19 protein-coding genes are annotated in these 20,329 nt (G+C 59.5%); all 19 read right to left on the reverse strand.

Annotated features, from left to right (window positions below; translation table 11 throughout):
• Positions 1-211: 211 nt before the first annotated feature.
• Positions 212-1,123, reverse strand: a complete 912-nt coding sequence (locus FHS92_RS15585) for a plasmid partitioning protein RepB C-terminal domain-containing protein (RefSeq protein WP_343056749.1) — start codon at positions 1,121-1,123, stop codon at positions 212-214.
• On the reverse strand, positions 1,114-2,022 hold the full coding sequence (locus FHS92_RS15590; RefSeq protein ID WP_221231111.1) for a plasmid partitioning protein RepB C-terminal domain-containing protein: 909 nt from the start codon (positions 2,020-2,022) through the stop codon (positions 1,114-1,116). Before FHS92_RS15590 ends, FHS92_RS15585 begins: the two co-directional genes overlap by 10 nt.
• Entirely contained in the window at positions 2,022-3,539 is a 1,518-nt protein-coding gene (locus FHS92_RS15595; protein WP_184081709.1) for a recombinase family protein, read from the reverse strand. The genes FHS92_RS15590 and FHS92_RS15595 overlap by 1 nt, the downstream gene beginning before the upstream one ends.
• Positions 3,540-4,035: 496 nt before the next feature.
• Positions 4,036-4,257, reverse strand: coding sequence for an AlpA family phage regulatory protein (locus FHS92_RS15600; RefSeq protein ID WP_184081666.1), 222 nt, complete (start codon positions 4,255-4,257; stop codon positions 4,036-4,038).
• Complete coding sequence (locus tag FHS92_RS15605; RefSeq protein ID WP_184081667.1) at positions 4,254-4,487, reverse strand: DUF2274 domain-containing protein; 234 nt, start codon at positions 4,485-4,487, stop codon at positions 4,254-4,256. Before FHS92_RS15605 ends, FHS92_RS15600 begins: the two co-directional genes overlap by 4 nt.
• A 1-nt stretch (position 4,488) precedes the next feature.
• Positions 4,489-5,706, reverse strand: a complete 1,218-nt coding sequence (locus tag FHS92_RS15610) for a TraB/TrbI/VirB10 family type IV secretion system protein (protein WP_184081668.1) — start codon at positions 5,704-5,706, stop codon at positions 4,489-4,491.
• On the reverse strand, positions 5,703-6,683 hold the full coding sequence (gene trbG / locus FHS92_RS15615) for a P-type conjugative transfer protein TrbG (protein ID WP_246352042.1): 981 nt from the start codon (positions 6,681-6,683) through the stop codon (positions 5,703-5,705). Before trbG ends, FHS92_RS15610 begins: the two co-directional genes overlap by 4 nt.
• Positions 6,680-7,483, reverse strand: a complete 804-nt coding sequence (trbF, locus tag FHS92_RS15620; protein WP_184081669.1) for a conjugal transfer protein TrbF — start codon at positions 7,481-7,483, stop codon at positions 6,680-6,682. Before trbF ends, trbG begins: the two co-directional genes overlap by 4 nt.
• Before the next feature lies 1 nt (position 7,484).
• Positions 7,485-8,798, reverse strand: coding sequence for a P-type conjugative transfer protein TrbL (gene trbL / locus FHS92_RS15625; RefSeq protein WP_184081670.1), 1,314 nt, complete (start codon positions 8,796-8,798; stop codon positions 7,485-7,487).
• Between the two features lie 141 nt (positions 8,799-8,939).
• Positions 8,940-9,668 (reverse strand): P-type conjugative transfer protein TrbJ, encoded by a 729-nt coding sequence (gene trbJ, locus FHS92_RS15630; protein WP_184081671.1) that lies wholly within the window; start codon positions 9,666-9,668, stop codon positions 8,940-8,942.
• On the reverse strand, positions 9,665-12,154 hold the full coding sequence (gene trbE, locus FHS92_RS15635; protein ID WP_184081672.1) for a conjugal transfer protein TrbE: 2,490 nt from the start codon (positions 12,152-12,154) through the stop codon (positions 9,665-9,667). Before trbE ends, trbJ begins: the two co-directional genes overlap by 4 nt.
• On the reverse strand, positions 12,148-12,432 hold the full coding sequence (locus FHS92_RS15640; protein WP_184081673.1) for a VirB3 family type IV secretion system protein: 285 nt from the start codon (positions 12,430-12,432) through the stop codon (positions 12,148-12,150). Before FHS92_RS15640 ends, trbE begins: the two co-directional genes overlap by 7 nt.
• Entirely contained in the window at positions 12,429-12,764 is a 336-nt protein-coding gene (locus FHS92_RS15645; protein WP_184081674.1) for a TrbC/VirB2 family type IV secretion system protein, read from the reverse strand. Before FHS92_RS15645 ends, FHS92_RS15640 begins: the two co-directional genes overlap by 4 nt.
• A gap of 12 nt (positions 12,765-12,776) precedes the next feature.
• Complete coding sequence (gene trbB / locus FHS92_RS15650; RefSeq protein WP_184081711.1) at positions 12,777-13,739, reverse strand: P-type conjugative transfer ATPase TrbB; 963 nt, start codon at positions 13,737-13,739, stop codon at positions 12,777-12,779.
• A gap of 59 nt (positions 13,740-13,798) precedes the next feature.
• A complete protein-coding gene (locus FHS92_RS15655) occupies positions 13,799-14,194 on the reverse strand; it encodes a ribbon-helix-helix domain-containing protein (protein ID WP_184081675.1) in 396 nt (131 codons plus the stop codon).
• Between the two features lie 2 nt (positions 14,195-14,196).
• Positions 14,197-16,236: a conjugal transfer protein TraG gene (locus tag FHS92_RS15660; protein ID WP_184081676.1), complete on the reverse strand. Its 2,040-nt coding sequence runs from the start codon at positions 16,234-16,236 to the stop codon at positions 14,197-14,199.
• Positions 16,237-16,472: 236 nt separating this feature from the next.
• Positions 16,473-16,598: a hypothetical protein gene (locus FHS92_RS18590; protein WP_281377832.1), complete on the reverse strand. Its 126-nt coding sequence runs from the start codon at positions 16,596-16,598 to the stop codon at positions 16,473-16,475.
• 162 nt (positions 16,599-16,760) lie between these two features.
• Entirely contained in the window at positions 16,761-19,028 is a 2,268-nt protein-coding gene (locus tag FHS92_RS15670; protein ID WP_184081678.1) for a S8 family peptidase, read from the reverse strand.
• Entirely contained in the window at positions 19,021-20,151 is a 1,131-nt protein-coding gene (locus tag FHS92_RS15675) for an AAA family ATPase (protein ID WP_184081679.1), read from the reverse strand. The genes FHS92_RS15670 and FHS92_RS15675 overlap by 8 nt, the downstream gene beginning before the upstream one ends.
• Positions 20,152-20,329 lie beyond the last annotated feature (178 nt).

Genomic DNA, 20,329 nt, shown 5'->3' on the forward strand with positions numbered 1-20,329 from the left:
GGTATATAATGGTCGTATAAGGTATTTGTCTATATGCTCATTAAATGGTTATATTTGATATGCGTCTGGGTGAGGATGGTTGCCACGAGTGCAATCTTGACGATATGCAACCGGAATTTTAGGACACATTATCGCCCCCTGTGTAGCAGGAAAACACGTTAGACACGTCGACCAGAATATCATCACAAAGGGTTTTCTCCGTTGAGCATAACTAGGCGTCGGCAGGCGTAATTGTCGGCAAAGCGGTGATTTCAGCGATGGACTGGAACTGTTCCAGATATTCAGGACGGTTCCGGCTCAGCCACCGTACCACGGGTCCATTGCTCAGCAGCTTCCTGAGATATCCCTGTGAGACGGTCAGATGCAGATTATCGATACCATAGCTATCTTCAACCGCCTTGACCTGCGACTGCAAGCCTATCAACTCCTTTTCCAGTCGCGCCATGTGTTCCACTGTATTGGTTTTGGCTTTTGATGGAGCACTCGGGGCAACCAATTGGTCGGCCGGTGTCGCTACCAATATCGTGCGGGCAAACGCCGCCGTATAATTGCCTTGCCCTGTCATGATCTCGGCGGCGACGATTTGGCGTATAGGTTTCATCATCCGCAAGACATCAAAGACTGCCATTGCACAGGATGTGTCCTTCAACAGGTTCTCGGCCTCTGGGCAAATGCCCTCCAGCAGACGGGATCGCCGGCGGATCGATGCGGGATCAAGACCAAGCGCCCGCGCCATCTTATCAACCGAAACGCCCCGATCCATGGCGCGCACAACCATCTTATGTTCCTGGGCTGCGCTCATGCGGTTTGTGCGCTTGTTGTACGTGTATGTCTCATCCTCGGTAGCCACCAGGCACAACACCTCTGTTATGCTGAGCTCCTTGAGAGCTTCGATCCGCAAATGGCCGTCAAGCAACAAATAACTACCGGCGTTTTGTGGGTCGGGAATGACAGCGGGTGGCTCCACGACACCAATGGTCCGGACCGACGCCAATATCTGAAGATATTTTTTGCTTTCTTTGACTTTTGCCCGCAGCGGCTTCAGCGGGAACAGGCCGTCTATCGAGAGAAGAAGCAATTTGCGCTCAAACGCCAGTCGGATCGGCGGCTGCGTCACCTCCACGAGGCCACCTGATGCTCGCATAGTTTATCGTCGAGCCATTTGGGCAGCGTGTTGAGATTTTCCGCACGCAACAAGGTCACGAACCCCTCATCTGCCGTCATGTCGCGCAAGGCTTCCACCACGAACGACAGGCGACTGCGCGTGAAGTCGGAACGCTTGACGACCAGTTGCTGCTTTTCAGCCTCGCGCTGATAGAGGCGCAGCAATTCATCCGGTGTCAGTTTGTGCGATTTTTTACGCACGCCTAAGCCGCCATCCGGCAACCTCTTGCTGCGCAGTTGTCGCTGTTCCAGCATCCGCCGTATCTTACCGAGCTTCTTGCCCCTGATTTTTCCCTGCTCATACGCGTCCGCCAGTACATTTTGTATCTCGGCATCACTTGAGCGAGCGATGTCCGTCGCCAGACTAATCGGAATAAGCCCTGTTTCTACCGCGGATACCAGCCTCTCCTCGCCTTTGCTGAGCAGCTGGCTGATCATATTGATCCATGACACGGTTACGCCAATTTTTGCCGCAATCTCAGTATCACTATAGCCGCGCTGTTGCAGACTTCCGATTTCCGCCATCAAGTCAATCGGGCGATGGTGAGGCCGCGCGAGATTCTCGACCAGCCCCATGATCAGACAATCTTCTTCGGAGGCATCGCGGATGATAACCGGCACGAGCTCTTGCTTGAGCTGACGAAAGGCCTCCAATCTTCCCTCGCCACAGATCACGTCATAACAGGGTAGACCATCGGCGCCTTGGCGCTGCCGCACGGTGATTGGTCGCTTCAATCCGATGGTGTTGATATTTTCAACGATGTCAGCGTGCTGACGCTGATCACGGGTGCGGGGATTGAGGACTGTCACACGATCCAGTGGAACCATCACCACATCCTCGCTGCTGTCCTCGGCCATCACGCCGCCTCCCGGATCGTTACCCGCGTTGCCAGTGAATAGAGAGTATCGAGGTCAGCAAACCGATACCCATCCAATGCCAAGCCGTTATCCTCGGCCAAACGAACATGATCGGACAACACGTCGATACGCGGCAGCAAATAATAGTCCAACGCCCGCTCGTTTCGGACGTCCATGCGCACCACGACTGTAACGTCGGGCAAAAGGGCCGTATCAAAGCGCAGTCGCCATCGATAGGAACCCGCAATCGTCGGTTTGCAGCGCGCGATGACGACCGATACGGAAAATTCATCGTTAACCCAGATCAGGTCCGTGTCAGGCACCTGTCGAACGGATCCACCTGCTGCCGCCAATCCATCGAGAACCGCGCCAACCATCGCCGGATAGAGGCGGCGCAAGGCGCGGTTGATTTCAACGTAACGGTAGTCGCGTCGCGGGCGATAACCCACCAGAGCATAGACCCTCAACAAACTGCCAAATCGACTGCGATAAGCGCTACTCGACGGAAGGCCGTCCTGCTCATCAATCACCAGACCGGACAGCATTCCGAGTTCGCCGAACAATGTTTGCAGTAAGGCGAGCATTTCATCATCACTCAGGCGCTGCGACCGGGCAGCGATAATGGCTCCCGCGCGCTCAAACAGGCTTTGCTCCACCAATGGCTTGAACGCACCCTTGGCCCGAACCCATTCTTCCGGCGGATTGCGTACCCGTCGTTCTTTCAGTTTGAACGAGACCTTGTTGAATACGTTGTTACCGACATATTTTTCATTGGTCAGTATCTGATGGACAGTTCCACGGGTCCATGGCCTGCCCAGATCGGTAACAATGCCATCTCTATTGAGCGCGGTGGCAATCTCGCGTTCATTGCGGCCCAGCTCTACGAAGGATCTGAAAATACGCTCCACCGCCGCTCGCTCTTCCGGCGGTCCTGGCACAAGAATAACTCGATCTGTTTGCAGGCTTTTGCGTTCTCCAGCCGCCAACTCGGCCTTGGGGTCCCCACGATCATCGACCATCAGACGGCGTAACCCGAAACCTGCTGCACCGCCTTGCCGATAGCCAAGCCCGATCAAGCGACACTGTCCGACAAAGACTTTGTTGGACAGGTCGCGGCTATAGAGCGCCGCCATCGCCCGCTTTACATTTTTCATGATGGTAGCGGTCGGGGTCCCGTCGTTTTCGAATGGCTCGGCACAATAGAGGACCGGAATACCCGCACGACGGCAAATATACTCGTAGGAAGCACTTTCATCGGCATCCTGAAAGCGTCCCCAACGGGTAATATCATAAGCAATAATGACTTCGAAATCGGCAACACCGTTGCGAACGTCATCGATCATTCGTCCAAACGCATCGCGCCCGCCAATGTTGAGACCGCTTTTGCCTTCATCGGCATATTCACGAACAATGACCATCCCATGCTTTTCGGCATAGACCTTGATAGCGTCAGCCTGGTTTTCGGTCGAATAGCGTTGATGATCGGTGGACATGCGTACATACGAAGCCGCCCGCATCGATGTTTCCACCTGGAAAGGACGTTTGCCGTCGGAGTGCTTTACTCCCACCTACGTTACTCCAGGCTCTTGGATTCGCATCAAGCTATCCGGCAATCGTGACACGGCGATTGCGTTTTTCTGACACTGACCATGGTCATGCAAGTGACGAGGCGCCATTCGCCGTAAATTTGGTGCAACAGATCAAAGCTGGCTTTGCCGACTGGAGCTGTCACCATGATGTCACCTCCAAATGTTACGCACCCCCGAGGATCAATTCTATTGGATTGGGGACCCGGACCCATCAAGCGCGGGGACCGCAGGAGAAGCCACACTATGGGGTGGATCAAGTGCGGTGGCAGGAAGGGCGGCGACCCCGCTGAAGCCTGCCAGGTCGGCAGTCATAGGACCGACCGGTTCGTTCGCGTCCAGCGGACCAGTTCGTGGCGTGCCGGATAGGGCGCAAGTCGGCACGCCGACCATATGGTGATGACGCCGACTTCTTCGCACACCATTCTCATATCTTATGTCTCTTGCCTCCCAGGCTGTTTTTCGTGGTTTCAATCCAGGCGGTAATTTCACGATCACTCCAGCGGGCAGCGAAAGGCGACAGCTTATAGGGTTCCGGGAAGGTGCCTTCCTTGATTTTCTGGTAGATCATGGTCTTCCCAAGACCGACCCGGCGCTTCACCTCGCCGATCCGGATCAACCGGTCGGCATCGTCCGACGAGAAGGTCACCGCACATTCTCACGGCTTTGCGTCCCGCGCGCCTTCTGAAAAACGCGATCGCTTTCCAGAAACGCAGCGAGCATTTGCGGGATCAGCTCCGCCAGCGGTTCCTCATGGCCATAAGTTTCGGCATAGAGCGCGGCGTAATCGTCGAGCGCGCGCTTCATGTCAGGAGACAGGCTGATCGTCAGTTTGACCGGCGTGCGGTCGGGCAGTTTGGCGAGCTTGATTCCAGCCATGTCAGTGGCTCCCGATGGGGGTTAACACCAGATCCTTGTGCACGACCAACATGACCGGCGCGCCGGGGCGGATGGTGATCGTCGGCTGGACGCCCAAATTCCGCTGCGTGATCTGGTCGCTGGCACGCGCGACATTGTCCTCGCTCGATCTGCGGATCGCCTGGATGAGGTCACTCTGCCCCGAGAGAGCCAGCTCCGAGCCGACACCAAGCAGGGTCGAGAGCGCGATGCCCTTCAAAAGCCGCCATGTGTGAAAATCCACCTTGTCCTGCAACCCTGCATAGCCGGAGGCGTCGGTGGCGGGCACATTGTCGATGCGCAAGCTGCTGCCATCGGGCATGATGATCCGCTGCCAGACAATCAGCGCGCGGCTCTGCCCGAACGCTACCACGCTGTCATAACTGCCGATCAGGCGCGATCCCTGTGGGATCAGCAATAAGCGCCCCGTCGCGCTGTCATATATATTCTCGGTGATCTGCGCGGTGACAAGGCCGGGCAGATCGGAACGCAGACCGGTAATGAGACTCGCGGCAATCACACTGCCTGCGGACAGAGTATAGGGAGATGGCGGCGGGCTCATCATGTGCGGATTAACGTCGCCCCTGGGATCAAGCGTGCCGACAAAGGCTTCTTTGCGCCCTTGCGCATTGGGATTATTGGAAGGATCGAGTGCCGGTTTCGGGGTTGGCGACGGATCGGCGCTCGCCACCGACGACGGCGCGAACGAGGGGATGTTGTCACTACCACTCGTTTGCCGCCCCTGCACCAGCAGGCCGGATTCACGCGCGGCTTTCAGTTCGGCGAAGCGTTGTTCACGGTCCTGAGCCTGAGATTGCTCGATCTGCCGGTCTGCGGTGTTGCCAGAATTGACCTGTCCCAACTGATGATCGAGAATCGGTGCACCGAGATCGCCAGGGAGCGGTGGGCCGAGTTTTGGGACATCGCCATAGGTGGCGGGTGCGCCGGCGAGCGCGTCACTGGCGGGGCGCACATTGGGCTGCGAGAGTTCTTGGCCCTCGTCGATGCGCTGAAACAGTCGCGGTTTCAGCGCCATCCAGGTCACCGCCATCAGGCTGACCGACAGGCAGGCTGATATCGCGATGATTGCGCCGCGCTTGAACCGGATCGCGCGCGGCGGGCGGCTACGGATCGCGAGGCTTTCGGGGTCGAGCTTGACGGACCCCGATGCGGCATCAGCTTTTATGTCAACGTAGCTCATGCGCCCCTCCGCCGCTTGAGATTTTCGCTTCCGCGCGTTATCCGCACGATATCCTGATGCTTGAGGCCGAGGCGCAATTCTGCAGTGTCGAACAATCGGTCGACTACATAATAGCGACCCTGCACGCGGTAATTGACGAGACTCGCTATGCCCTTCGCGTCGACCAGGAACAACGGCGGCGCTTCCACGACGCTTAAGCTCTCGGGGCACTCGATGAATGTCTGTCGGCCATCATCGAACGCGCGCAAGGGTCGCCATGCCGGCCGGTCGCCCGAGATCACATAGTCGAAATGAAGCTGCTCGACCGCCAGACCTGAGGCGACCGGCGCTGCGGCGCGCGCTTGCTCGGCCGCCGCTTTCAATGCCAGAAGCTGATCCTGGGGATAGGTCCATGACAGCCCCGCCATGGCGCTATGCCCGGTGCTGGTGAGCGCGAGATGATAGGTGCGCCGGTCGGTGGTGATGATGATATTAGTGGCGAGCCCGGCTGTGAACGGCTTCACCAATACATGGGTCTGCTTCCCCTCACCGCTACCGCTGGACGTGTCACCGACGACCCATCGGACGGTGTCACCGGCGGCGACCGCGCCCAATGTTTCGCCCGGCTGCAATGCAATATCGGTCACCTGACCCGGCGCCGTAAACACATGATAGATGGTGCCGTCACTCCAGGGGTAGACCTGAACCGCGTTGAGATAGCCGCCACTCGCAGGCTCCAGCGTTGCAGCGCGATTGGCGGCGCGCACACGCAGCTCGGCAAGCGACGGCGGGTGAGCGCGATGGCGCTTGAGCTTTATCGGATGCGGTTGCACATCAGTGACTGATGCCGCAACATCTTGAGTCACTGGCGGTCTGTTGGGCGCCACTGGTGCGGCAACGGCGGCGGTTTGTGGTTGGGCTTTTGGGCCAGGAACGCCTTGGGCCAATGCTGGCAGGGCGAAAACGAGCGTCGTCGCTGCGAGAAGTAAGGTTCTCATGGATTGGTCTCCATCGTGGGGATTGAATTGCTCGCTGGGGCCGCGGCCACCAACGGAGCGGGAACGGATGCGCGAAGGGTCGCTGCTGCAGTTGCTGTCGCTGGCGCCGCGCTCGCGGGGTCGAGTTCGCGGCTCCAGTCGATCGCATCGACATAGAGTCCAAGCGGATTTTTGCGGAGCGTATCGGCGTTAGACGGGGGCGCCATCGTCACGGTCAGGATCGCGGTCCAGTGCGACGTTCCCGCCTGATTGCCGCGTTCATAGGCGGTCTCGACCCATTTGACCTGAAAGGATGTGGCGGATGCGCGCACAACGCTGGTGACCTGCACCGACACGGTCCTTGTCCCCAGCTGGCCGAACGGATCGGTGGCGCGGGCATACTCGTTCAAAGTGAGCGCGCCGCGCTTGGTCGTGAAGTCATAGGCTGAAAGCCAGGCGTCACGCATTATCACCGGGTCGAGCGAGATCGATCGCACCTGTTGAATGAAGTGGCTCAAAAACCAGGCTATCTGGGGATCTGTCGGCTGATAGTCCTTGACGGCAGGGTCGACCGCACGCGCTTCGCCCAGGCGATCGACCGCGACCACATAGGGGACGACCCGACTCTGGAGCGACTGCCAAAGCAGTCCGCCCGACAAGGCAGCGGTCAATCCTAAACAGCCGAATGCCATCAGACGCCAATTCTTCGCCTGTACACGGGCCGCGCCGATGCGCTCGTCCCAGAGCTGGCCCGCGCGCTGGTAAGGGGTTTCAGGCTCCGGGGTTATGCCATAGCGCTGGACCGCGCGTTTGAAGATCATATCAGTCCTCCTTTTGCTGCAAATCGGGGTTGGCGCCATGGCCGCCGCTTGTCCCTTGGCCGAGCACATGCAGGGCGGCCTGGCTGTGATGACGATTGCTCGCCTGCGCTTTCATCGCGCGCGCCCAGCCGGGCATGGCGGATGATCCGGCCTCAGCTTCACCTGCTCCAGTGGCGGTACGACCGGTCATCGCATCGAACGCTAACTTACGGCCCGATGCAGCGGCTTCGCTCAGCCCCAACGCCGCCGACATGCGCGATCCCGCCGCGTTTGCCGCCCCGGAGGCTGCGCTCGCGAGGCCGCCAACGCCTGCACTGACGCTTGACGAGCCGGCGGCTTCCTGGCCCAGCGTGTAGGCGGTCGATGCCGCTGATCCCATCGCCGTTCCGGCACGGATCGCGCCGAGACCGGCGGCGGCAAGGCCGCGCCCCGCGCCGATGGCGCTGGCGCCGCCGAGATATATGATGCCGCCCGCACCCAGGGCTGTGCCGAACGCTGCACCCGCGCCAAGCTGCGGCGCGCCCGCGACGAGGCCCGATGCAATGCCGGGACCGAAAATACCGAGCCCGAACAGCGCGAGGCTGGCGAGCACCAGGCTCATCGCCTGACCGATATCGGGCTGCTGCCCCTGCAGGGCCGTAGTGAACTGCGTGAAATAATTGGAACCGATGCCGACGATGACGGCGAGAACCATCACCTTGATGCCGGACGACACCACATTGCCGAGCACCCGTTCGGCAAGGAAGCTGGTCCGGTTCCAGAGCGCGAAGGGCACAAGAATAAAGCCTGCAAGGCTCGTCAGCTTGAACTCGATTAGGCAAACGAACATTTGCACGGCAAGGATGAAGAAGGCGAGGATGACGATCAGCCACGCTATCAGCAGCACGATGATGGTCAGGAAATTATCGAAGAAAGTGGTGAAGCCGAGATACTGGTTTACCTGATTCAGCAATGGCCAGGCGGCGGAAAACCCGGTGCCAGCCAACCGTCCGGGTTTCAGGAGATCGGCAGCCGTGATCGTGCCGCCGCCTGCAGTAAGACCCGCCTGTGCGAAGGAGCGGAAGATGATGTCGGCAAGAACATTGAAATTGTTCAATATGAACGCGAAGGCACCGATATAGAGAATTTTGCGCACAAAACGCCCGAGCACATGATCATCGCCGCCCAGCGTCCAGAACAGGCCCGCCAATGTGATGTCGAGCGCGATCAGGGTGCGCGAGAGGAAGCTGACATCACCGCCCAATAGCCCGAACCCGCTGTCGATATAGGCAATGAAGGCAGCCAGGAACTGATCGATGATGTTGAGGTTGTTCAAAGCGGTTTTCCTGAACTTGAGCGCGTGGTGCTGCGGGGGTTGTCGGGGGCGCTGCAAGGCGAACGAACCCTGCTGCGAGCGCGGCGGGGATACCCAAAAACCGCGCGCCGTCTGTTCCGGCCCCCTCTATCCTCATGCCTATCAGGGGGTGTAAGCATTGCCGGAGCCGAGAAATTTGGCGGTCGCGCCTTGCGCATCGCTGTGCTGCTGGATGCGGTTGGCGCGTTCGATCGCATCGGCACGATATTGTGCCGCCATCAACTGCTGGATCTGGAACTGTTGCTTGGCGACGAGAGCGAGCAGCTGATTGCTGGCTTGGGCAACCTGCAGTGCCCCTTGCGCGCCTTGGCTGCGTGTAACGATGCCATTCAGATTGACGGCATCAGCGGTAATGTTCTCTACCACCTGTGCCTGCACCGTCATGGTCTGCTTATAGGCCTCCATCGACAGATCGAACCGGCCTTTCGCCGCCGTCACCTGACCGTTGAGATTAAGCGCCTGATTGAAAACGGCAGGAAATTGCGCGCGAAACTGCTGGTCGAGGGTCGCGACCTGGAACTGGATGCCCTTGGCCTGGGCCATCAGCGCATCGATTTGGCTGATGGTCTGCCGCAGCGCCTGCAATTCGGGGAAGCTGATGGTGGTGAGATTCTTCGCCTCATTGATGAGGCTCTGCGCCTGATTCTGAAGCATGCGGATCTGGTTGTTGATCTGCGCGAGCGTGCGGGCTGCGGTGAGGATATTCTGGCTGTAGTTCGAGGGATCGAACACGATGATCGCCTGCGCCGGTGCCACGGGCAGTATGACGGCGGCGATCAGTGAGACAGATGTTGCAAGCGCGAACATGGCGGGCAGGATTGTGCGTTTCATGGGTGAAGCTCCTTCTTCTGGGATTGCGGGGCAGGGAAATCGCCAAGCAGGTCGGCGGCCCAGCCGAGATCGATGGATCGCAGCCAGTTCGCCGCGAAATCATCGCCGCCCTGCTCGAAGAGGATTGCGTCGATCTGTTGCTGGCTGGCGGGATCGGACGCCCCGCATAGCGCCAACGCGATCGGCCCCAGGCCGAGCTCGAACAACCGGTTGCCGCGTGCCGATTGCAGATAATAATGGCGCTTGGGGCTGGCCCGGCTGATCAATTCTATCTGCCGGTCATTAAGGCCGAAGCGCGCATAGGCTTCGCGGCTCAGCGGTTCGATGGCGCGATCATTGGGCAGCAGGATGCGCTGCGGGCAGCTTTCGACAATCGCAGGCGCAATCGTGCTGGTCGTGATGTCGGCCAGAGACTGGGTGGCGAACAGCACGGCGACGTTCTTCTTGCGGAGCGTTTTCAGCCACTCGCGGATGCGTGCCGCAAACAGCGGATCGTCGAGCAGGCTCCAGGCTTCATCAAGAATGAGCAGCGTCGGACGCCCATCGAAGCGCCGTTCGATCCGGTGGAACAGATAGGTGAGAACCGGTGCGACGATGCCCTTTCGCAGCATCAGCGCCTCGGTTTCGAAGCACTGCACCTGCGCCTCGGCGAGATGTTCGTCCGCCGCATCGAGCAAACCGCCATAGGCGCCGTCGAGCGTGTAGGGCGCGAGCGCGGTTCTCAGGGTATTGGACTGGAGCAGCAACTGGAGCCCGGTCAATGTCCGTTGTTCGACCGGCGCCGTGGCAAGGCTGCACAGCGCCAGCCAGATCTTGTCCTTGAGCTCAGGTGTCACCGTGATTTTTTCATGCGCCAGCAGGGCAGTGACCCAATCGGCGGCCCACCCACGCTCGGCATCGTCATCGATGTTGCGCAAGGGCTGGAAGCTCAGCCCCCCATTCTCGCCATGTTCGGGCTGCGGCCCCAGCGAATGATGGCTGCCGCCCATTGCCAGCACCGCCGCGCGCGCAGAAAACCCCATATCGAAGATAATGACCTGCGCACGTGCGTAGCGCCGGAACTGGAGTGCGATCAGGCTCAGCAGCACCGATTTACCGGCGCCCGTTGGACCGACCACCATCATATGGCCAACATCGCCGACATGGGTGGAGAGCCTAAACGGCGTTGATCCGGCGGTTTGTACTACGAGCAGCGGCGGGCATTTCGTCTTGGTGATTTTGGCGAGATGCGCATTGCCATCCTGTCCCGCCCACACGCTCGACAATGGCATCAGATGCGCAAGGTTGAGCGTATGAACGATGGGCTGGCGGACATTGGCGTAAGTCTGACCGGGGAGCGACGACAACCACGCCTCGACCGCGTTGACGCCCTCGCGGATCGTGACAAAACCCAGCCCGCCGGTGATCCGCTCAATGGCCCGGATCCTGTCCTCGAGCCTGGCCCGATCCTCATCCGCCACCGTTATCGTGGTCGTCAAATATCCGAAGGTTACATGATCACCGCCCAGCGCCTGCAGCGCGAGATCGGCATCAGCGACCTTGTTGTCGGCATCTGAATCGAGCAATTGCGCGGGGCTATTATACATGACCTCGCGCAAGAGTGCAGTCACCGATTTTCGCTTGTTGAACCATTGGCGGCGCAATTTGGTGAGCAGCCTGGTCGCATCCGCCTTGTCGAGCGCGATGAAGCGCGTAACCCAGCGATAGGGGAAATCAGCCTCGTTCAAGGCATCCAATATTGCTGGTCGGCTCATATTGGGGAAACCGCAGACCGTAAGCGTGCGCAGATGCCGTGTACCCAGCATCGGTTCGAGCCCGCCGGTGAGCGGAGTATCGCCAAGCAGGCCGTCCAGATAGATCGGTGTATCGGGGACGGCCACCGGGTGATGCCGGTTGGAAATCGTGCCATGCAGATAGGCAAGCATTTCGGCCGAGGAGAGCGCGCGTATCTCGGGCATGAAGGTGGCGAAGAGATCCAACGTCCTGTCCGTTTCGGCGACAAAATTGGCAAGGGCCCCGCGCCAGTCACGACCGCGAACGGAACCGGCATTCGCGTCCGGTCGATCAACGAGCGAACGTCCGGCCGCGTCCATGCTGTCGGCGGCAGGAAGCCAGACCAGGGTCAGATAATAGCGGCTTTCATAATGCGCCCCTTCGGCTTCGAACCGTGCAGCGCGTTCGCGATCGACGAGCCAGCTCGCTGCATCGGGAAAACTGCTGTCAGGATAGCCCAGTGCTTCGCGCCGTTCGGCCTCGAAGAACAAGGCCCAGCCCGTCCCTAAGCGTTTGAGCACATTATTGGCGCGCGCACTGGCCGAGACCAGTTCGGCCTCGGTCGCGCTTTCGAGATCGGGACCACGAAAGGCGAAGCTGCGCTGGAAGCTGCCATCCTTGTTGAGAATGACGCCGTCCGCGACCAGCGCCGCCCAGGGCAGATGGTCGGCCAGGCGATCGGCCTTGTGGCGATATTCGCGCAAGTTCAGCATGTAAGATAGCTCCGCTGTCTGAGATGACGGATGAGCACGGAGGCGAAGGCGGGATCGCGCCGCGCGGCAAAAACGGCGATACTATGTCCGACCGCCCAGACGATGATGCCGGGGATCCATTGCTGGAGCCCAAGACCGATCGCGGCCGCGCACGTGCCGTTGACGATGGCGAGCCCGCGCGGTGCGCCGCCCATCAGGATCGGGCTACCGAGGCTCCCATGAATGGGAACCTCGAAGCCGGCAATATGGCCATTGTCTATGGGGGATTTCTCGCTCATCCAATCAGCGCTCCGCCGCCAAAGCTGAAGAAGCTCAGGAAGAAGGACGAGGCGGCAAATGCGATCGAGAGGCCGAAGACAATCTGGATCAACCGCCGGAACCCGCCTGCCGTCTCGCCGAATGCCAGCGTCAGCCCGGTCGTGATGATGATGATCACCGCGATGATCTTGGCGACCGGCCCTTCCACCGATGAGAGGATCGACTGGAGCGGCGCTTCCCACGGCATGCCGGTGCCGGTGGCGTGAGCGGGGCCGGCTATGCCAACACTGATGATGGCACTGGTAACAGTTAAGGTACGCAGGTTGGATAATATGAGGGCGCGCAGACGCATATTCAGTCTCCTTCAGCTTGGGGTTGGGTCTGGTGGGGTAATGTCGATGAGCTGATAGCCGCCGTGCGCGTCGAGCCCGGCAACGCGCGCGATCGTCTCAACCCGGCGGGCAAGGCCGCGCCCGGCAATAAAAACAATGAGGTCAATCGCGTCGGCGATGAGCGGTCGCGGTACGTTCGTCACAGCCTCCTGGCAAAGCTGCTCGATCCGATAGAGCGCGGACAGCGCCGAATTGGCATGGACGGTCGCGATCCCGCCGGGATGGCCGGTGTTCCATGCTTTCAGCATATCGAGCGCTTCTGCGCCCCGCACCTCGCCGACGATGATCCGGTCGGGTCGCAGCCGGAGCGTCGAACGCACGAGATCGGCCATGGTGACGGAACCGGTCCCACCCGCAGTACCAGCACGTGTTCTCAATGCCACCACATCGGGCGCGGCACATTGCAGCTCGCGGGTATCCTCGATCAGGATCACGCGTTCGTCGCGTTGCGCCATCTCAGCCAGAAGCGCATTGGCGAGCGTGGTTTTGCCCGAACTGGTGCCGCCGGCGATCAAGATGTTGCTACGATCGGCCACACCGCACGACAGCAACTCCGCCGACCAGATCGAGAGAATGCCGCTCTCCACATAATCGGCGAGCGTATAGATGCGCGCGGCGGCCTTGCGGATTGAGAAGCAGGGACCTTGCGCAACCGGGGGCAAGATGCCCTCAAAGCGCTCACCGGCGCTGCTGCCCTGTCGCGGCAGCTCGGCCGAGACGATAGGCTGCTCAGCTGTGGCTTCACTGCGAACATGGCTGGCGACCAGACGAATGATGCGCTCGACTTGAGGCGCATCGAGCCTGACGCCAGTATTACGCCGCCCTTCGCCGAGGCGATCGAGCCAAAGGACGCCATCCGGATTGACCATGATCTCGATAACGAGACTATCGGCCAGTGCCGCCGCGATGTCGGGACCCATCGCGGTGCGCAGCATGGCATGCCCGCGTTCAGCCGACGTATCCGTTGGGTGTTCGCCCGCAGCAGTTGAGCCGTTCACTGCTCGTCCTCCTGTCCCAGCGTGCGGCGACCGCTCGCCATCTGGCGGCTGACTTGCGCGACGAAGGCGCTGAAGCGTTCGCGCGCAATCGCGCGGCCCGCATGATCGTTGTCGGCCAGCGGCGCATGGATCGCGAGTTCGTAGCGGACGAACAGCGCCAGAGTTTCGATGAGGATATGTGTGTTGCGTTCGATCCTGCCCAGCATCGTCGTCAGCCGGTCGAGCCGGTGACCGAAGCGGTCGTCGAGCTCGTTTCCTCCGCGCCGGTTGAGCCAGGCTGCAACCGCGTCGGCGACGATCGCCGACTTGGTCGCGCCGGGACGCGCGGCCAGCTCGTCCAGTCGGCGGCTCAAGGCGCCATCGAGCATGAACTGATGCCGGATCCGTGCCATGATCAAAAGCCCGGCAGCAGGTCGGACGCGGGCGATGCGCTGACGTCAAGGCCATAAGTGGTGCGCGCGACACTTGCCGAACGGGCCTGCTCCATTATCCGCGCATCGGCAGCGCTGTCACCCTCGCCCTCGTCCAGTCCGAGCGGATCGGGGGCTCCGGGTTCGGTGACGGCGAGATGCTGTTCCTGCGGCAGGCCGGGGTGGCGTTGCTGTTGCAGGCCGCCTTCATCAACCAGTTCCGCTTCATCGGTGTCGGCTTGCCTGCCAGCGAGACGCGCGTCGGGCAGGCGGGCAAAGCCGCCCCAGTCGTTTGGCCGCTGCGGTGGCCGATCAGCATACAGACCATCGCTGGGCGCAGGCGGCGGCAGGATGCGCGCCATGAAGGTGCGATCCTCATAATAGCGCAGTTTCTTCGCGCGGACTGGCGCCTGCCCCGATACCATCACCAGCTCATCTGATGGCGGCAACTGCATCACTTCGCCAGGCGTCAGGAGCGCGCGCGCCGTCTCCTGGCGGCTCACCATCACATGGGCGAGCCAGGGCGCAAGCCTGTGCCCGGCATAGTTGCGCATCGCGCGCTGTTCGGTAGCGGTGCCCAGCGCATCCGATATGCGTTTCGCCGTCCGTTCGTCATTGGTCGCGAACGCCACGCGCACATGGCAGTTGTCGAGAATGGCGTTATGCTCGCCATAGGCTTTCTCGATCTGATTGAGCGACTGCGCAATCAGGAACGCGCGAATGCCATAGCCTGCCATGAAAGCGAGGGCGTTTTCGAAAAAGTCGAGGCGACCCAGTGCCGGAAACTCGTCGAGCATCAACAGCAGCTTGTGGCGACCGATGTTCCCTTCGGCATGCAGGTGCTCGGTCAGACGGCGTCCGATCTGGTTGAGGATCAGGCGAATGAGCGGCTTGGTGCGGCTGATGTCGGACGGCGGCACCACCAGATAGAGCGAGACCGGCTGTTTGGACTCGATCAGATCGGCGATGCGCCAGTCGCAGCGCGATGTCACATGTGCAACTGTGGGATCGCGGTAAAGGCCGAGGAACGACATCGCGGTCGAGAGCACGCCTGAACGTTCGTTCTCGCTCTTGTTCAAGACCTCGCGTGCCGCGCTCGCAACCACCGGATGGACCTTCGGCGCTTGCTGCGTCCCCAGATGGTTGGTGGTCATCATCCGCCTCAATGTCGCTGTGAACGGGCGCTGCGGATCGGAAAGGAACGTGGCGACACGCGCCAGGGTTTTCTCTTCCTCGGCATAAAGGACATGCAGGATCGCGCCGACCAGCAGCGAGTGGGAGGTTTTCTCCCAGTGGTTGCGGCGTTCGAGCGCGCCTTCGGGATCCACGAGAATATCGGCGATGTTCTGAACGTCGCGCACTTCATGTTCGCCGCGCCGGACTTCGAGCAGCGGGTTATATTGTGCCGAATGAGGATCGGTCGGGTTGAACAGCAGGCAATGGGAGAAGCGCTGCCGCCAGCCAGCAGTCAACTGCCAGTTCTCGCCCTTGATGTCGTGGATGACCGCCGATCCGGTCCAGCCGAGCAGCGTCGGCACGACGAGGCCCACCCCCTTGCCGCTCCGCGTGGGCGCGAACGCCATGACATGTTCGGGGCCGTCATGGCGAAGATAGGCGCCCTCTGAGCGCCCCAGGAACACACCTGCATCGCGGTGAAGACCGGCGCGCGCGATATCCTTGTGCGTGGCCCAGCGCGCCGAGCCATAGGTGGTGACGTTGCGCGCCTGCCGCGCGCGCCACAATGAACCGAAAATGGCGGCACCACAGCCGACAAAGCCGCTCGCGCCCGCGATCTCTCCGGCGCGCGCGAAAATATGCGGCGCATAGGCATTGAAATGATACCACCACGGAAAGATCGACCAGGGCCGATAGACCGGCCAGTTGCCGATGATGAACCATGGGCTGCCCAGTTCCGGTTGCCAGGCGAGCTTCCACGCCGCCCACTCCGTCGCGAACCAAATGCCCGCAATCACGATAGAAAAAACGATGATGATCTGGCCGATCAGCAATTTGGTAGGGGTCATGCGGGTTCTCCACCCGCGGCATGAGAATCGCCGTGGGCCTTGATCCACAAACTCCCGCTATTTTGTTCTGCGCGGCAGTGTCGTTACGACGCCAGAAACAGACACAGATGGCCAAGATGGATTGGTGGCTCCATCAAAAGGCGCGGATTCCAAAGACGCTTCCTTTCGGCATCGAAGCATTGCATGCATCGGGCGAAGCTTTTGAAGTGGACGAATGACCGCTCATATCGAAGGCATCAGGGTACCGATCTACGATCCTGCAAAAAACTATCGTCGATTGCTTCAAATATCGCAGCCGGGTTGGCCTCGACGTTGCCGTTGAAGCGGTGCGCGACGGTCTGCGCCAGCGCAAGGCGATCCATGCCGATCTATGGCACTATGCTGCGATCTGTCGGGTGTAGAATATGTCATGCATCCCTATCTGGAAAGCCTGTCATGACACCGCTTACACCCGAGAAGGACATAGCGTAATTTAGGTGCCGGTAGTCGCCACAGAATCTCGCGTGAGCTGAATGGGGAAAGGCTTATTTGGGCAATCGGATCGGCACCTGAACGCCAGCGCGTGGCCGCATAGGTTGGAGACGATTTCCTGAACTAACAATAACGCGATCATAGAGATCTTTGGCGGACCGGTTCCTGATCGTAAGCGCGAGCGCAAATTTCATAGTCGCCGGCCGTCGGCCGCTATGCCCATGCTCGCGGTTGATGTAGCTGACATCAAAAGCTGGCTGCGCAAGCGATGTCGCGCGTTTAGTCTTTGTGCGAGTCAGGGTAGTTTCCCACTTTTGCGCATCGTCGCGCTGCATATGTTCAGTCGCGTAGAAGTTCTTGGCTGAAAAGAAGGAATCGGATGCCGGAACAGTCGGCGTAATCAGCTTACTACCGCTGTAATACGGTGGCGGAATTCGCGTCGTATCTGGCCTGAACTGGATATCGAGACCCCCTCGCGTATAGTTTATCGCATCCTCGGGATCGACTTCGCAATAGAAACTGAAAGTAGCCTTGATTTCAACATTGCCCGTCAACCCGTCCGGGACTGGCAAATAGAGCCGCACCGCCCCAGTCGTCGGCATCTGCCTTTGGTATACGATGTGCGCTTCATAGTCGTCGCACAGGATTAGGTCGCCCAAGCCATGGGAAACGAGGCCCCAACCTATTTCGGTCCTGAGCATCTCATCCCCTGCAGCTTGGTGCACCAACAGCGCTTTGACTGCCGGTGCCCAGAGTGGTTCGGTGAATTGTGCGCGCATCCCAGCGCCCGACCGCATGGCGACCGGTGCAGCAAAGCTCGTACCCATGGTGCCGTTCGCCTTGAGGGGACTAACCGTGCTCAACGCAAGGAACGGAGCGCCGTGGGAACCACCAAATGCAACAAAGTCTGGCTTTACATAGCCTGGGCTGCGACCGGGTCCGCATGCGCTGTAGTCTGCGCGCTTCCAACCCGCCCCAAAGCTGCCAGCAGCGCCGACACCGAGCATATTGACCCCGTCGGACGGCGGCTGAATTCTGTGCAAGCCACCTATGCGATCATTCTCTCCGTTATTACCGCATGCAATGGTGGCTACGGTTTCCCCGGCAGCGAGCAACTGATCGAGTCGTGCGGTCCAAGGACTTACGTCGTCATCGTCGATGGCGTAACTGGGACCCAGACTGATATTGATGAAATCGTAGCGACGCGAGGAGAGGACGTCTTCGATACGATCAAGCAAATCAAACGCCTCAAAGTCGTCATCGCCTCTTCCGAATACCCGCCAGTGATCGACATTGGCATAGGGTCGAGCCAGAGCCTCACCTTGTTTGAGTGGCCCAAATAGGAAGGCAGACGTTACCGCAAGTCCATGACGTTGTCCTGCAGCGTCGGGAGCACCGACACCAGGCGCGTCGTGCAATGTCACCCACTTTTCGAGCCCATGGTCGTCGGGGAGCCCGCCGTCGAAGATGGCGACCGACAGATCAGGGGCAACTGCGTCTTCGTCGCTGAGCGTGACAGGGAACGCGCTACCAATAGAGCGGGTGACTGGATCGAAAGGGACGATCCTCGGCGCCTCCCGCAAGACGCGAAGGAAAGCAAAATCGAGTACATCGTTCAGCTGCTCGCGCCCCGCGATGATTGGCAAAAAAGCAAGACCACCGACTTGACGTCGCCGATCGATGTCACACCAGACATCAAGAGATCGCATAAAATCCGCAAAGGCACCTACAATGTCGTTATTGGTGTTTTGATCAGGATTGTGAAGCACCACTTCCAGCGGAAACGTATCACGACTCGCAAACCGGTCAGTCAGTCGTTTCAGGCGGTTTTTCCCGGGTGTCTTTATGCTTTCTATCCGCCGAAAATCGTCCTCAATCCGTTCGTCTCCGGGTGACCATGATGCCGCCGCTTCGCCAAATTCGATAAGGGCATCCGCGGATCCTGCCAGAAATAATACTGGAGCAGGCTGCGCCTTGCCACTTTCTTCCGCCTTAGCGGCCACTACCTTGTTTGGTACGATATGAACCGCCCGGCTACCAAGGTGCGACAGCCCAAGTTCTCGAATCAAATTTCCCGGATAATAGGACTTGGCGAGGTAGCTCGGATGGAGTGTAACTTCGAGTGCAGCTTGGCCACAGGGCAGTGCCAAATCTGGTAGGTCTTCTATAGCTTCGGCGGCACCTTTCCACATCGGCGCAAGCCGGCGGCGTGCTTCGGTAAATGAATACGGATGAGCCTTATCACCCATCCCGCGAGGCGCACGGGCGATCTCTTCGGAAAGCTTTTCACCCTGACCGATAAGATATCGGGGATTAGCCATTGGTCACCGCCATTTCGACGTCGGAATTCTTCGTTCTGCTCTTGCGGATCGTGTCGCGCGAAATTCCCACAAGCTCGCTGATCGCACGGTCACTGTAACCGCCCTTGGCAAGCAGGTCGGCCGCTCGCTTTCGATCCTGCGCTGAACCAGATCGAAGGTCATGACCGATACGTTCGAGTAGGACGTCCAACACGCTTACGTTTGTGATCGTAGCCCGACGCCGAATCCATTGGACCATCCTCGTAAGATCGCTGAAGGACTGTCCATCCCACAAATTCACGAGCAGGGGCATCCAAGGCTCAAGTTGCGCGACATCTTCGGCAAAAAGACGCTGAAGCACAGCGGCTCGCTCACCATTGGAAGGTGGATCAAATTCAAGGACGTCGTCGAACCGCCGCCACACAGCCGAGTCGAGCAGCTCACCATGATTGGTGGCAGCTATTAAGAGGCTGGTCGATGGCCAATCATCGACCTCCTGAAGAAGGACTGTCACAAGGCGTTTCAATTCACCGACATCGCCCTCGTCATCCCGCCTCTTCGCTATTGAGTCAAACTCATCGAGTAGCAAGACGGACGGCACTGCTTTGGCATATTCCAAGACTGAGCGAATGTTCGAGCCAGTTTTCCCGAGATAACTGCTCATTACCGTCGCAAGATCAAGCGTGATCAGTGGACGGTCGAGCCGCTCCGCCAGCCATCGCGCGCTCATTGTTTTACCTACACCTGGAGGGCCTATGAACATAAGCGAACGTGTGGGACCCAAGCCTTGGCGTTCGAGTGCCGAAAGATGCCCCCTTTCTTGGACGACTTGCTCAAGGCGCAATGCCAGTTGGGCGTTTAGGATGGGCTCACTGACGAGTACAACCGGATATTCGGTCTTCGCCAAAGCAAGACGAGAATCCGCATCGACGGGGACGATAGCCCCGCCCATGTCGCGCAACGGTGAGAGCGATGTCGGCGCTAGCGCCAGAAGCTCGGAAAGATCGTGAGCAAGCTTGGGATTTTGCTGACGGAATCTACGGATGGACTGGCGAAGATATGCCTGAATATCTTGCGGGCGGCCTTGAAGGCCAAGTCTTGCGAGTTGGACCATATTTTCAGACAATTTACTCGACAAGTCCATTTTTGCCCATTCTCTATATAAAAGCGTTCATTTTATGTGGACTACAATTTGACATATATGAGATATCTAGTCCACATATTTCTTCATAGCAGCGCTCGGCTCGTCGCGTTTTCCAGGTTGAGCGTGGCGCACCGCTCACTTTGTAAGCGATCCACCGATTGGAAGAAGTGCAGCCGAC

This window comes from Sphingobium subterraneum, from assembly GCF_014199435.1.
Taxonomy (GTDB): domain Bacteria; phylum Pseudomonadota; class Alphaproteobacteria; order Sphingomonadales; family Sphingomonadaceae; genus Sphingobium; species Sphingobium subterraneum.